Source organism: Pseudomonas sp. SCB32 (assembly GCF_009189165.1).
Taxonomy (GTDB): Bacteria; Pseudomonadota; Gammaproteobacteria; order Pseudomonadales; family Pseudomonadaceae; genus Pseudomonas.
On the sequence record NZ_CP045118.1, the window covers coordinates 2,732,480 to 2,746,683 of the forward strand.

14 protein-coding genes are annotated in these 14,204 nt (G+C 66.6%); 13 read left to right on the forward strand and 1 reads right to left on the reverse strand.

The genetic code is table 11. The features are described 5' to 3' along the window. Nucleotides 1-273 precede the first annotated feature (273 nt). From GA645_RS12825 to GA645_RS12840, 4 genes are all read left to right on the forward strand, one after another. Nucleotides 274-1,434, forward strand: a complete 1,161-nt coding sequence (locus GA645_RS12825; RefSeq protein WP_152223306.1) for an MFS transporter — start codon at nucleotides 274-276, stop codon at nucleotides 1,432-1,434. A gap of 180 nt (nucleotides 1,435-1,614) precedes the next feature. Further along, a complete protein-coding gene (locus GA645_RS12830; RefSeq protein ID WP_152223308.1) occupies nucleotides 1,615-2,490 on the forward strand; it encodes a MurR/RpiR family transcriptional regulator in 876 nt (291 codons plus the stop codon). 240 nt (nucleotides 2,491-2,730) lie between these two features. Next, complete coding sequence (locus tag GA645_RS12835; RefSeq protein ID WP_152223310.1) at nucleotides 2,731-3,969, forward strand: FAD-binding oxidoreductase; 1,239 nt, start codon at nucleotides 2,731-2,733, stop codon at nucleotides 3,967-3,969. Nucleotides 3,970-4,172: 203 nt separating this feature from the next. Continuing rightward, entirely contained in the window at nucleotides 4,173-5,585 is a 1,413-nt protein-coding gene (locus tag GA645_RS12840) for an amino acid permease (RefSeq protein WP_152223312.1), read from the forward strand. 51 nt (nucleotides 5,586-5,636) lie between these two features. Here the strand turns inward: GA645_RS12840 and GA645_RS12845 are convergent, their stop codons facing one another. After that, on the reverse strand, nucleotides 5,637-6,710 hold the full coding sequence (locus GA645_RS12845; protein WP_152223314.1) for an alkene reductase: 1,074 nt from the start codon (nucleotides 6,708-6,710) through the stop codon (nucleotides 5,637-5,639). A gap of 119 nt (nucleotides 6,711-6,829) precedes the next feature. Between GA645_RS12845 and GA645_RS12850 the strand changes: the two genes are divergently transcribed. The 9 genes from GA645_RS12850 to GA645_RS12890 all read left to right on the forward strand — a co-directional run bounded on the left by GA645_RS12850 (nucleotide 6,830) and on the right by GA645_RS12890 (nucleotide 14,104). Next, nucleotides 6,830-7,696, forward strand: a complete 867-nt coding sequence (locus GA645_RS12850; protein ID WP_178119531.1) for a LysR family transcriptional regulator — start codon at nucleotides 6,830-6,832, stop codon at nucleotides 7,694-7,696. Between the two features lie 54 nt (nucleotides 7,697-7,750). Further along, on the forward strand, nucleotides 7,751-8,107 hold the full coding sequence (locus GA645_RS12855; protein WP_152223316.1) for a helix-turn-helix transcriptional regulator: 357 nt from the start codon (nucleotides 7,751-7,753) through the stop codon (nucleotides 8,105-8,107). Beyond that, the gene (locus GA645_RS12860; RefSeq protein WP_152223318.1) at nucleotides 8,091-8,573 is read left to right on the forward strand and encodes an SRPBCC family protein; all 483 of its coding nucleotides are present in this window, start codon (nucleotides 8,091-8,093) and stop codon (nucleotides 8,571-8,573) included. Before GA645_RS12855 ends, GA645_RS12860 begins: the two co-directional genes overlap by 17 nt. 146 nt (nucleotides 8,574-8,719) lie before the next feature. Then, complete coding sequence (gene dkgB / locus GA645_RS12865) at nucleotides 8,720-9,523, forward strand: 2,5-didehydrogluconate reductase DkgB (protein WP_152223320.1); 804 nt, start codon at nucleotides 8,720-8,722, stop codon at nucleotides 9,521-9,523. 5 nt (nucleotides 9,524-9,528) lie between these two features. Then, nucleotides 9,529-10,497, forward strand: coding sequence for a TIGR03571 family LLM class oxidoreductase (locus GA645_RS12870; RefSeq protein WP_152223322.1), 969 nt, complete (start codon nucleotides 9,529-9,531; stop codon nucleotides 10,495-10,497). Next, nucleotides 10,490-11,602 (forward strand): alkene reductase, encoded by a 1,113-nt coding sequence (locus GA645_RS12875; protein WP_152223324.1) that lies wholly within the window; start codon nucleotides 10,490-10,492, stop codon nucleotides 11,600-11,602. Before GA645_RS12870 ends, GA645_RS12875 begins: the two co-directional genes overlap by 8 nt. A gap of 20 nt (nucleotides 11,603-11,622) precedes the next feature. Then, nucleotides 11,623-12,561 (forward strand): cyclase family protein, encoded by a 939-nt coding sequence (locus tag GA645_RS12880; protein WP_152223327.1) that lies wholly within the window; start codon nucleotides 11,623-11,625, stop codon nucleotides 12,559-12,561. Further along, the gene (locus GA645_RS12885) at nucleotides 12,558-12,923 is read left to right on the forward strand and encodes an adenylate cyclase (protein WP_152223329.1); all 366 of its coding nucleotides are present in this window, start codon (nucleotides 12,558-12,560) and stop codon (nucleotides 12,921-12,923) included. The genes GA645_RS12880 and GA645_RS12885 overlap by 4 nt, the downstream gene beginning before the upstream one ends. Beyond that, entirely contained in the window at nucleotides 12,920-14,104 is a 1,185-nt protein-coding gene (locus GA645_RS12890; protein WP_152223331.1) for an MFS transporter, read from the forward strand. The genes GA645_RS12885 and GA645_RS12890 overlap by 4 nt, the downstream gene beginning before the upstream one ends. Nucleotides 14,105-14,204: the final 100 nt, after the last annotated feature.

Below are 14,204 nucleotides of genomic sequence, written 5' to 3' on the forward strand. Positions count from 1 at the left end.
TTTAACTTTCAACTGCATTACCCCTGAACCTAGGATGCGCCGCGAGAAGGGGCTGGGCTCACCCGGCCAGGCCACTTCTGTCGTCGGACGGCTCTGGGACCTGCCTTGCGGAAGGTTCCGGCGGATCGTCCAGAAAATAAAAACAAGTTCTGCGCACAGGGCAGCCCTGGCGGCGGGAAGCTGCATGCGCTCGTGAGGCGCGTCCGAGCAGGACGGCGCACACGATCGAGGTGGGCGAGCCCCCGTGCCGGAACAGAGCGTCAGGGTCCCCGTATGAACAAGAATTCCAAGCTACTGCGTGCCTCCCTCATCTTTATCGCCTGTACGTCGTTCATCGTCTGCGGCGTCCAACCCATCTTCATGGGCCTGCTCACCGAGCGGCTGGGCCTGTCCTTCGACCAGCAGGGCTGGGTCGTCTCGATCGAAATGGTGGGGATGACGCTCGGCACGCTGATCTGCCCGGCCCTGATGAAGCGCTACAGCGGGCGCAGCCTGTGCCTGTACGTCGGCCTGCTGTGCGTGGCCTTCAGCCTGGCCACCGCCTGGGTCGGCAGCAACGCCCTGCTGCTGCTCGTGCGCCTGCTCGCCGGCACCGCGGCGGGGCTGATCTATTCCTACGCCGTCTCCAGCCTCGGTCGCCTGCCCGACCAGGACCGCTCCTTCGGCCTGATGCTGCTGTTGCAGACCCCGGAGTACACCTTCTTCTCCGCCGCACTGCCGCTGCTCGCCGCCCAGAGTGGTAGCGTCATCGCCCTTTGCTCGGTCGCCGGCTGGTACCTGCTGATCTGCCTGGCCGCCCTGGTGCTGCCGCGCGTTGCCGTGCGCTCCGGCGTGCCGGCCGAGCAGATGGCCAGCGACGGCGGTTCCGCCCGCACCGGGCGCAATGCGCTGGTCGGGATGCTGTTCATGCAGATCGCCATCTATTGCGTCTGGGGCTTCGTCGACCAGCTCGCCCGTGACCAGGGCATCTCGGCGGTGGATATCGGCTGGGCCTTCGGCCTCGCCAACATCGCCGGTCTGCCGGGCGCCGGCCTGCCCAGCCTGCTGGGTGCCCGCGTCAACCGCCAGGCGATGATCACCCTGGGCCTGGTGTCCATCTTCGTCGCGATCGGCATGCTTACCGGCCACACCGATACGCCCACCAAGCTATTCGCCGCGCTGTTCCTGCTCACCTTCGGCTGGGTGCTGGCGCTGTCCTACTACATGGCCCTGATCACCACCAACGATCCGCGCGGCAACCTCACTCCGCTGGTCAGCGTGATCCTGATGGCCGCGGCGGCCTTCACCCCGGCGCTGATCGCCCTGCTGGTGGAAGGCTCCAACCACCAGCTGATCTTCCTGCTGGGCAGCGGCGCGCTGGCCATCGCCTTCGCCGTCACCTGCATGAGCGGCCTGGTCCGGCGCGGGAACCTGCAGCAGCCGGTTTCGGGCTGAGCGTCAGACTGACGTTTCGGGCCTTCTACGCAAGGCCGGGGAGGGGACAGGCGACTGTCCCCTTCGTCGTTTCTGCGCTGCCGGATTCCCTGAGTTTGCCCTTAAAATGCAAGTTAACTTGCATTGTTTGACAATATGACAGAAATCCACCATTGTTCCTTCCACCTCGAAGGAGCACCCATGGACAGTTCGATCAAGCAGCGCCTGAAGGACAACCTGACCGCCAAGGCTGCGTCGTCCCGCGCCATCGCCCATTACATGCTGGCGAACCTGACCGAGCTGCCGTTCGAGACTTCCGCCTCCATCGCCGACAAACTGGGCGTCAGCGAGTCCACCGTGGGCCGTTTCTGCCGTTCCCTGGGCTACGCCCATTTCAAGGCCCTGAAGGCCGACCTCAAGGATGACCTGGGCGACAGCCCCTGGCTGATCGGCGACCGCCTGGAGGAGTTCCGCCGGCAGGGCGACGAGGCCCCGCTGGCCGCCTCGAAGAGCCTGGAGCTGGAAATGGCGGCCCTGGTGCGGGTCTACGAGTATTCGCGCACCGAGCAATGGCAAGCGCTGTGCGAGCGCCTGGCGAGCCGCACCTGGCTGTTCGCCGCGGGATTCCAGACCGAGCGCGGCATCGCCATGTCCTTCGTCCACCTGATGCAGTACCTGCGCGAAGGGGTGCGCCTGGTGGACGGCGCCGCCGGCAACTTCAGTGACGTGCTGCTCAGCGACCCGTCCCAGAGCGCCTTGCTGGTCTTCGACACCCGGCGCTATTCGCGCCACGCGATGCTGCTCTGCCAGCGGGCCACCGAGGCCGGCATCCCGGTCACGCTGATCACCGATGAATTCTGCGACTGGGCCGAGCCCTACGTGAGCGAGGTGTTCCGGGTGCCCACGGAGCTGAACCTGTTCTGGAGCTCCGACGCGCCGATGCTGTCCCTGGTCAACCTGCTGGTCAACGACGTGTTCAAGCGCATGGGGCCGGACGTGGAGAAACGCCTGGAATCCATCGCCGAACTGCACAACGAGTTCGTCGGCTACACCACCCCCTTCAACCCATCCCGATAACGGATACGCGGGAGTACCCATGAAGCACTTCGGTATCTGGCGCGTCGGCTGACAGCGCCTCGGGCATCACGCCAGCCTGGCCGGTTCAGGTATTCCAACTGATTTTTTTTTTTCTGCGCCGGGACAGCTCCTGCGGGCCGGCCTGCGCGCGCCACAACAATCTGCATGCCCACGGGCAGGCGCGGACAGGGCGGAGCGTTGCCCATCGCGCGGAGCCCGGGCCGAACACGAGGAAGGTTCATGGATTGCGATGTCATTGTGCTGGGAGCCGGAATCGTCGGCGTGTGTACGGCGCTCCATCTGCAGGAGCGCGGTCGCAGCGTCTGCCTGGTGGACCGGGCGGCGCCGGGAACGGGCACCAGCCACGGCAATGCCGGGTTGATCGAGCGCTCCAGCGTGGTGCCCTACGCCTTTCCGCGCGATCCCCTGGCGCTGCTGCGCTATGGCCTGAACCGCGAGCCGGACGTGCGCTACAACCCGCTGTTCCTGCCGAAGATCGCCGGCTGGCTGCTCAGTTACTGGCGCAATTCCTCGCCGCGCCGGCTGCAGGAGGCGGCCCGCGACATGCTGCCCCTGGTGGAGCGCAGCGTGGAGGAGCATGACCGCCTGGTGGCCGAGGCCCAACTGGAGTCGCTGATCCGCTCGCGCGGCTGGCTGGACCTGTACCGCACCCCCGAAGCGCTGGCGCGGGCAGTCTCCGAGGCCGCCGCGCTGGAGCGCTTCGGGCTGCGTTCCAGCGTGCTGGACCGGGCGGAGCTGGAGCGGCAGCAACCTGCGCTGGGCAGCGCCCCCATTGGCGGCATTCACTGGCACGACCCGAAGACGGTCCGCGACCCCGGCGCGCTGGTGCGCGGTTATGCGGCGTTGTTTGTCAATCGTGGCGGGGTGCTGCTGCGTGGCGATGCCGACAGCCTGAGCAGCAGAGGGAGCCTGTGGCAGGTCGGCAGCAGCGACGGCGATGTGGTCGCCACCGACCTGGTGGTGGCCCTGGGCGCCGACTCCGCCGAGCTGTGCCGCCGCCTGGGCTACCGCATCCCGCTGGCGGTCAAGCGCGGCTACCACATGCACTACGCCGCCAAGGACGCCGAGCTGCAGCACACCCTGTGCGACAGCCAGCGTGGCTATGTACTCGCGCCGATGAGCCGGGGTATTCGCCTCACTACCGGCATCGAGTTCGCCGACCCCGCAGCCGGGCCGAACGAGATCCAGCTGCGCCGGGTGGAAAAGCTCGCCCAGGAAATCTTCCCCCTCGGCCGTCGCCTCGACGCCGAACCCTGGCTGGGCCGCCGGCCCTGCCTGCCGGACATGCGTCCGGTGATAGGCCCCGCGCCACGTCATCCGGGGCTCTGGTTCAACTTCGGCCACGCGCACCACGGACTGACGCTGGGACCCGTCACCGGACGCCTGCTGGCCGAGATCATGTGTGGAGAGCCCACGTTCACGTCCCCCGAACCCTTCGCCGCACAGCGCTTCGCCTGAAGCGCGTCGTGCGGCACCCCAGGCGATTCGCCAAAAACCACTGCCGATACGCAATAAAGAGGACAACAAGATGTTATCGAGCATGACCGCTTTGGTGGTTTCACTGATCTGCCCGCCGTACCACGACCTTGATTCGACCCACGTCTCGCCCGCGCACGACTGCGACTGGCGAACCGGCACCCGCCCGCAGGAGGAGGTCCGTCATGGCTAAGTCCCGGGATAACGCACAACTCAACCGCGCCCTGAAACGACGCCACGTCTTCATGCTGTCGCTCGGGGGTGTGATCGGCACCGGCCTGTTCATGGGCTCGGGCGTGATCATCAACCAGGGTGGGCCGATGGGGGCGATCCTCGCCTATCTGGTGGCCGGCCTGCTGATGTACCTGGTGATGGCCTGCCTGGGGGAATTGTCGGTGGAGATGCCGGTCTCCGGCTCGTTCCAGGTCCACGCCACGCGCTACATCGGTCCGGCCACGGGGTTCATGATCGGCTGGGTGTACTGGATGAGCTGGGTGTCCACCGTTGGGCTGGAATTCACCGCCACCGGGATGCTGATGGAACGCTGGTTCCCTGGCGTGCCGATCTGGATCTGGTCGGCGGTCTTCGTGGTGCTGCTGTTCTCTCTCAACGCCCTGGCCACCCGTGCCTTCGGTGAAGCGGAGTACTGGTTCGCCGGGGTCAAGGTTGTGGCCATCCTGGCGTTCATCGTGATCGGCGTACTGGTGATCTTCGGCGGCATCCACCTGGGCAACGGCGAACCCGCGCCCATGCTGAACAACCTGGTGGGCGACAGCCTGTTCCCCAACGGCTTGTCCGCGGTGTTCGCGGTGATGATGACGGTGGTCTACGCGTTCCAGGGCTGCGAAGTGCTCGGCATCGCGGCGGGGGAGGCGGAGCAGCCGGAGAAGAGCATTCCGCGCGCCGTGCGCAACGTGGTGCTGCGCATCCTGATCTTCTACGTCCTCGCCATCGTGGTGCTGTCGGCGATCATCCCCTGGCAGAAGGCCGGCCTGGTGGAAAGCCCGTTCGTGCAGGTGTTCGACATGGTCGGCATTCCCTACGCCGGGGACCTGATGAACTTCGTGATTCTCACCGCGATCCTCTCGGTGGCCAACTCGGGGCTCTATGCCTCGACGCGGATTCTCTGGTCCATGTCGCGGACCGGGATGGCGCCGAAGATCCTCACCAGGCTGAGCAAGCGCGGCGTGCCGCTGTACGCGCTGCTGATCACCCTGGGCTGCTCGCTGCTTTCACTGCTGACCAGCGTGGTCGCCGCCGACACCCTGTTCATGGTGCTGACGGCGGTGAGCGGCATGGCCGGCACTGTGACCTGGATCGTGATCGCCTACGCGCAGTACCGCTTCCGCCGTGAGCACATGGCCAAGGGCGGCACCGTGGCTGACCTGAAGTACGCCGCACCGCTGTTCCCGCTGCTGCCGGTGGCGTGCATCCTGATCTGCTGCTCGCTGTTCGTCTTCCTGGCAATGGACCCGACCCAGCGACCCTCGCTGTACTGGGGCTTCGGCTTCATGGCGGTGTGCTATGCGGCCTTCTACCTGATCAAGCGCAAGAGCCCGGAACACGCCAGCAGCGTGGCTCTGGGACAGGAGGGCTGATCCAGCCCGCCAAGGCTCTCGGGTTCGTTCCGAGAGCCTTGGCACTTTCACTCAGGCGCCCACGGCGCTCCTCAGCAGCGGGTAGTCGGTATAGCCCCGCGCATCACCACCGAAGAAGGTCTCGCGCTGGGTATCGTTCAGCGGCGCGTTGCTCTTCAGCCGTTCGACGAAATCGGGGTTGGCCAGCACCATCTGCCCGTAGGCTTCCAGGTCGGCCAGGCCGGCGGCGAGATCATTGCCGATCTCGGTACGCGGGCGGTTCGGCCGGTTGAGGATCAGTGTGTGGCTCCACTGCGTGCGGATATCGGCCAGCAGCGCCTCGTCGCCCAGGTGCATGAGGTGCAGGTAGGCGAGGCCGAGCTTGTCCAACTCCTTCACCAGATAGCGGTACAGCGCCGGCCCCTCGGGGCCTTCGTCGATGCCCCACATCTGCATGCCGGGCGAAAGGCGGATGGCCGTACGGTCCGCGCCGATCTCCTCGGCAATCGCCTTGGCCACTTCGATGGCGAAGCGCGCGCGGTTCTCCAGCGAGCCGCCGTATTCATCGGTCCGGGTATTGGCGCTCGGGGCGAAGAACTGCTGGATCAGGTACGCATTCGCGCCGTGGATCTCCACGCCGTCGGCGCCGGCCTCGATGGCGCGACGGGCCGCATGGCGGAAGTCGGCGACGGTCTGGCGCACTTCCTCGGTGGACAGGGCGCGCGGAGCCGGGATGTCCTGCATGCCGGTCAGGGTGAACATCGGGGTGCCGGGGGCGATGGCCGACGGCGCCACGCCCTGGCGGTGATGCGGAGTGTTGTCCGGGTGCGACATGCGCCCGGCGTGCATCAACTGGATGAACAGGCGGCCACCCTCGGCATGCACGGCGGAAGCCACCTGTGCCCAGCCGGCGACGTGGGTGTCGGTGTGGATGCCCGGCGTGGTGAGATAGCCCTGGCCGTCTTCCGAGGGCTGGGTGCCTTCGCTGACGATCAGTCCAAGGCTGGCGCGCTGGGCGTAGTAGTCGGCGGCCAGTTCGCCCGGCGTGCCGTCGAACTGCGCGCGGCTGCGGGTCATCGGCGCCATGACCAGGCGGTTGTGCAGGGTGTAGCGTCCAACGCGGACGGGGGTGAACAGCTGAGTCATGATGCAATCCTCAAGGGTGGTGCGAACTGGGCATTCGCTTGAGGGAGATCATCTTCTCCATTGGATTTGGGATAAATACGGTATTTTTGAAATAATTGACCCATTGATGGAGCAATACCGTGGAGCTGTTGAACGACATGGCGCTGTTCGTGGAAGTGGTGAAAGCCAAGGGCTTCCGTGGCGCCGCCGAGGTGACCGGGGTGCCGAACTCGACCCTGTCTCGGCGCATCAGTGCGCTGGAGAAGGCCATCGGCTTGCGCCTGCTGCACCGCACCACGCGGCGCATCGAACTGACCGAGGCGGGGCAGCTCTACTTCGAGCGCTGCAAGCGCATCGTCGATGAAGCGCGCCTGGCGCACGACCAGCTCGGCGAGATGCTGGCCCAGCCGAGAGGGACGCTGCGAGTGTCTTTCCCGGTGGATTTCGCGATCGCCTACCTCGCGCCGCTGATCGCGGAGTTCGCCGAGCTGTACCCCGGCATCAGCTTCGATTTCGACCTCACTCCACGGCGGGTCGACCTGATCGGCGAGCCGTTCGACGTCGCCATCCGCATTGGCGAGTCGGAGAACTCGCAACTCATCGCCCGCCCACTGGCATCTTTCATCCCTGGTTTGTACGCCTCGCCACGCTACCTCGAGCGGGCGGGCGAGCCGTTGATTCCCGCCGACCTGGCCCGGCACCAGTGCCTGAGCATGCTGAAGGCGGACAGCTGGACGCTGCAGCACGGGGCGCACACGGAAAGCGTCGCCGTCGGCGGGCGCTACAGCCTCAACAGCGTGGGCATGGCCCGGCGGCTGGCGGCGCTGGACCAGGGCATCGTGCTGATGGTCGAGGAGATCGTCGCCGACGAACTGCAGCAAAGCCGGCTGGTACGCATCATGCCGGACTGGCAGGGCATGCCGATCCCGGTCTACGCCGTCACCGAAACCCGCCTGTTGCCGGCCAAGACCCAGCGCTTCATTGAGTTCCTGAAAGAGCGGATCTGAGGGCGCTCGTAGAAAGTCCTTGGCAACGCCCGTCACAGGTCTATAGTTAGCCGTATGGCTAACTATGAAGCGGCAATCAGCGACGTGTTCCATGCGCTGGCGGACCCCACCCGCTGCGCCATCATCGGCGCGCTCGGTCTCGGCGCGCAGCCGGTGTCGACCCTGGCGGCGCCCTTCGACATGGCGCTGCCGTCCTTCATGAAGCACCTGACGGTGCTCGAACGCAGCGGACTCATCCGCAGCCACAAGAGCGGTCGTACCCGCACCTGCGAGCTGGTGCCGCAGCGACTGGCGCAGGCCGAGCAGTGGATCGCCGAGCAGCGCGCCCTGTGGGAAGCGCGGTCGGACCGCATGGCCGAATTCGTCGAACAACTCCACCAAGAGGAGCAGGACCATGACCCGGAATGCTGAACCCGCCGACTCGCGCGACCTGATCATCACCCGTGTGCTCAATGCACCACGCAGCGCCCTGTGGCGCGCCTGGGCGGAGCCCGAGTTGCTCCGGCAGTGGTGGTGCCCCAAGCCCTGGACCACCGAAGTGCTGGCCTTTGAACTGAAGCCGGGCGGTGCCTTCCATACCTTGATGAAGGGGCCGGACGGTGGCGTCAGCGACAACCCCGGCAGCTTTCTCGACGTCGTGCCCGGCGAGCGCCTGGTGTTCACCTCGATGCTCACCGCGGGCTGGCGGCCGAACACGCCGTGGATGGGCTTCACCGCGATCATCAGCATGACCGACGAAGGCAACGGCTGCCGCTATACCGCCCACGTCATGCACCCGGACGACGCCTCACGGGAAAAGCATGAAGAGATGGGCTTCTTCGATGGCTGGAACACCGTCATCACCCAACTGGAAGAGTTCGCCGCCAGCCTGGGTTGATCAGTTTTTGCGCTCTGCTCACATGCAGGAAGGCTACTCATGATTTGAAGTCAAAAGACTTTGCCGTGCCGGCGTCTTAATCGTTCAAAGCGAAGCCGGCACACTGAGCTCCATTGGAACCGATCAACCTTCCTGGAGCCCCAAACATGAGTATTCCTTCCTTCGGCCTCGGCACTTTCCGTCTGACCGGCCAAGCTGTCATCGACTCGGTACGCACCGCGCTGGAGCTGGGCTACCGCACCATCGACACTGCGCAGATCTACGGCAACGAGGCTGACATCGGCCAGGCCATCGCCGAGAGCGGCGTGCCCCGTTCAGAGCTGTTCCTCACCACCAAGATCTGGGTGGAGAACTACGCCGCCGACAAGCTGATCCCCAGCCTGCGCGACAGCCTCGCCAAGCTGCGCACCGATCACGTCGACCTGACCCTGATCCACTGGCCGGCACCGGGCAATGGCGTTGAGCTTCCCGAGTACATGGCCGCGCTGGTAGAGGCCAAGAAGCAGGGCCTGACCCGCCAGATCGGCATCTCCAACTTCAACATCGACCTGACCCGCCAGGCCATCGCCGCCGTGGGCAAGGGCGAGATCGCTACCAACCAGATCGAGCTCAGCCCCTACCTGCAGAACCCGGCGCTTACCGCGTTCCTGAAGGAGCAGGGCATCAAGGTCACCTCCTACATGACCCTGGCCTACGGCAAGGTGCTGAAGGACCCGGTGCTGGCCGCGATTGCCGCCAAGCACAACGCCACTGTCGCGCAGGTCGCGCTGGCCTGGGCGCTGCAGCTGGGCTACGCGGTAATCCCGTCCTCGACCCGCCGCGAGAACCTCGCCAGCAACCTGCTGGCCCAGGAACTGCGCCTGGATGCCGACGACATTGCGAAGATCGCCACGCTGGAACGCAATGGCCGCGAAGTCAGCCCGGAAGGCCTGGCTCCGATCTGGGATTGATCGCCATGTCCGCACCTCTGCATCGCCTGACCGGCGGCGGCTTCAGCGTCGGCCTCGAAGCCCCGCTGGACAATGACTGGACGCCCGCCGGCGAGCAGGCGCGGCAGCAGGCCGGACGCCGCCCCGGCGAGCCCGACCTGGCGCAGCACGCAAAGCTCGCTCAGCTTGCCGACCGCCTCGGCTTCCGCGCCCTGTGGGTGCGTGACGTCCCGCTCTACGACCCGTCGTTCGGCGATGCTGCCCAGGTCTTCGAGGTGTTTTCCTACCTCGGCTACCTGGCCGGAGTTACCCGCGACATCCTGCTCGGCACCGCCGCCGTGGTGCTGCCGATCCGCGAGCCGCTGCTGACCCTGAAGTCGGCGGCGAGCGTGCAACGCCTGAGCGGCGACCGCCTGCTGCTCGGCGTGGCCAGCGGCGACCGGCCTGTGGAATACCCACTGTTCGGTCGCGACTTCGAAGGCCGCGGCAACAACTTCCGCGAGCAGATCGCGCTGCTGCGTGATGCCGCGCGTTCGAGCCTGCCCGAAGGCATGGCCGTGCTGCCGGCGCCGACCTCGCCGCTGCCGCTTCTGGTAGCCGGCCTGGCGCAGCAGACCCCGGCCTGGATCGGTTCGAACCTGGACGGCTGCCTGGCCTATCCCGGCACGCCGGAAGACCACCAGCGCCGCGTCGCCAACTGGCGCGCGGTGGCCGGGGCCAAACCCTATTCGAGCTTCATCCACCTGGACCTGGCCGAGCGCGCCGACGAGCCCCTGCGGCGCTGGCGCTTCGGTTTCCGTGGCGGCCGCGATGCGCTGGCCGCCGAACTGCGCGCGCTGCGTGCCGCCGGCGTCGATCACGTTGGCTTGCAACTGCGGCGCAACCTGCGGCCGCTCGACGAGACCCTGCAGGAGATCGCCGAGTACGTGCTGCCCGAATTCCATGCCCAATCGACCACGGCGGCCAAGCCGCTGGAGGAGATTTGCAATGTCTGAGAATGCATCCCCGCTGTTCCACAGCTATGCGCTGGGTGGCCTCGAACTGCCCAACCGTATCGTCATGCCACCGATGACCCGCTCCCGCGCCAGCCAGCCGGGCGACGTGCCCAACGAGCTGATGGCCGAGTACTACGCCCAGCGCGCCAGCGCCGGCCTGATCGTTAGCGAAGGCACCTGGATTTCCCCGCTGGGCAAGGGCTACGCCTGGACCCCGGGCATCCATTCGCCGGCCCAGGTCGCCGGCTGGCGCAAGGTCACCCAGGCGGTGCACGCCGCTGGCGGGCGCATCTTCGCCCAGCTTTGGCACGTTGGCCGGCTGAGCCACATCAGCCTGCTCGACGGGCAGGCGCCGCTGTCCTCGTCGGCCATGCAGGCCGAGGGCGTCAACGTGTTCGTCGCCGAGACCGATGGCACCCCTGGGTTCGTCCAGGCTTCCAAGCCCCGCGCACTGAAGACTGAGGAAATCCAGGACATCGTCGACGAGTACCGCCAGGCCGCGCGCAATGCCATGGCCGCCGGTTTCGACGGTGTCGAGCTGCACGCCGCCAACGGCTACCTGGTCAACCAGTTCATCGACTCCAACGCCAACGACCGTACCGACCAGTACGGCGGCTCGCTGGAGAACCGCCTGCGCTTCCTCGCTGAAGTGGCCCAGGCGCTGGTCGAAGGCACGGGCGACAAGAGCCGCGTCGGCATCCGCCTGGCGCCGCTGACCACCCTCAACGGTTGCGTCGACGCCGACCCGGAAACGACTTATCTGGCCGCCGCGCGCCTGCTGGGCGAGATCGGCGTGGGCTACATCCACATCGCCGAAGCCGACTGGGACGACGCCCCGCACATGCCGCTGGCATTCAAGCAGCGCCTGCGCGAAGTCTTCCCCGGCGCCCTGATCTACGCCGGCAAGTACACCGCCGAGCGCGCCAACGCCGCGCTGAGCGAAGGCTGGGCGGACCTGATCGCCTTTGGCCGGCCCTTCGTCGCCAACCCCGACCTGCCGGAACGCCTGCGCCAGGGCGCGGCGGTCAACCCGCACCAGCGCGAAACCCTGTTCGGCGGTGGCGCCCACGGCCTTACCGATTACCCGCGCCTGGCGACCGCCTGAGCAACGACAGGAATTCGAGAATGAAAGCCCTTGCGACATTCACCCTGGCTGCCTTGCTGCCGCTGGCCGCTCAGAGCGCTAATGCTGCGGACTGGTACCCGTCCGCCTATGGCGCGGGCGACGAGATCGGCGCCGCCAACCTGCTGACCCCCGAGGTGACCAAACAGGCGGTGCAGCTGGTCAAGACCGGCAAGACCTACCCACTGGCCGTGCCGGTGGACAAGAACCTGCCGGCCTTCCGCCACCGCAGCTTCCACCTCTACAACATCCAGCCGGGCGAGCAGGGCGGCCAGTCCCTCGGCCCGAACAAGTTCACCGTCAACGACGAACTGGTGAACGCCTGGACCGGTGTCGGCACCCAGCTCAACGGCATTGGCCACATCGGCATCGAAAACCTTTACTACAACGGCAACAAGGCCGCCGATTTCGTCACAGTGGAAGGGGTGAAGAAACTCGGCATCGAGAAGGTCCCGCCGTTCGTGACCCGTGGCGTGGTGCTGGACATGACCGCGTACTACGGCAAGGCCATCGTCCCCGGCGGCACCGAATTCAGCGTGGCCGACATCCAGGCGGTGCTGAAGAAGGAAGGCATCACCCTGCGCAAGGGTGACGTGGTGTTGTTCAACACCGGCTGGCTGGAGCTGATCGGCAAGGACAACAAGCAGTTCCTCGAAGTCGAACCGGGGATCGGCATGGAGGCCGCGAAGTGGCTGGCCGACCAGGGCATCGTCGCCTTCGGTGGCGACACCTGGGCCTCGGAGGTCTACCCCAACCCCCACGGCAAGGACGAGTTCCCGATCAACCAGTACCTGCTCGCCAAGCGCGGCATCTACAACCTGGAACTGATCGACAGCCGCGCGCTGGTGCGCGACCAGGCCTGGGAATTCCTCTTCGTCCTCGGCCAGCCGCTGTACGTCGGCTCGACCCAGGTCAACATCAATCCGGTGGCCATCAAATGAGCAAATCCAACCAGACCTCCCTGCCGGTATTCGCCGGTCGCGGCTTCCGTGTCGACTACGACGGCCTGTCCGCCCACAACGTCTACTCGGCGGACGGCAACAGCATCCGCTACGCCATCGTCTCCGGCCCCTATGCCGGCGCCCGTGGCGAGGCAGCCTGCCAATGGCAGGAAATCGCCGAAGGGGTCTACGTGATCTCCTGGCAGGAAGCCGACGGCGCCACCGTGGTGCATGTCGACGACTTCGCCAACGGCCGCTCGAAGGCCTTCTTCACCGCCACGGACCTGAGCTTCTACCGCATGCAGGGCCCGCTGACGGAAATCGACGCCGCCGAATACGGCGCCGGGGAAGGCGGAAAATGAAATCCGGTCGGGTTCTGTTCGCCCTGGCCATCGGCGCCTTCGGCATCGGCACCACCGAGTTCACCCCGATGGGGCTGCTGCCGGTGATTGCCGATGGCGTGCAGGTCAGCATCCCCACGGCGGGGATGCTGGTCACCGCCTACGCGGTCGGCGTGATGGTCGGCGCCCCGGTAATGACCCTGCTGTTCAGCCGCTTCGGCAAGCGCGCCGCGCTGATGGCGCTGATGGCCATCTTCACCGTCGGCAACCTGCTCTCGGCGATGGCGCCCGACTACTACACGCTGCTCGCCTCACGGCTGGTCACCAGCCTCAACCATGGCGCCTTCTTCGGCCTGGGTGCGGTGGTGGCGGCCAGCGTGGTGCCCAAGGACAAGCGGGCCAGCGCGGTGGCGACCATGTTCATGGGCCTGACCATCGCCAACATCGGCGGGGTGCCGGCGGCCACCTGGGTCGGCCAGCAGGTCGGCTGGCGCCTGGCCTTTGCCGGCACCGCCGGGCTCGGCGTACTGGCCATGGCGGCACTGTGGTTCGCGCTGCCCAAGGGCGAGCGCGGCATGGTGCCCCATGTCCGTCGCGAACTGGCGGTGATCGCCCGGCCCAGCGTGCTGCTGGCGATGGCGACCACGGTGCTTGGGGCGGGCGCGATGTTCACCCTCTACACCTATGTCGCCCCGGTGCTGGCCGAGCTGACCGGCGCTTCGAACAGCTTCGTGACCCTCGCGCTGGTGCTGATCGGCGTCGGTTTTACTGTTGGCAACAGCCTGGGCGGCCGTCTCGCCGACTGGTCGCTGGATGGTTCGGCACGGATCTTCCTTGCCGCGCTGGCGGTGATCATGCTGCTGTTGCCGCTGGCCCTGACCAGCCATGTGGGCGCGGCCATCGGCCTGCTGCTGTGGGGCGTCGCCACCTTCGCCGTGGTGCCGCCGCTGCAGATGCGCGTGATGCATGCCGCCGCCGAAGCGCCGGGGCTGGCCTCGTCGATCAACGTCGGCGCCTTCAACCTCGGCAACGCCGTGGGCGCGGCGCTGGGTGGCGGGGTGATCAGCCTGAATCTCGGCTACGCCGCAGTGCCGGTCGCAGGCGCGCTGCTGGCCGCTGCCGGGCTGTTGCTGGTGCGGCTGGGAAGGGCGCAGAAGGTCACCCTTGAAGCTGCGGAAAGTCCGTCTCGCGACAGGGCTTGATACCGCTCGGGAAGAGCGATCGAAAAGGCCGTCTCCAGGTGAGACGGCCTTTTTTGCGTTTCATCCGGGGTCATGGTCTTCGGTCTCGGGCCTTCGCGTC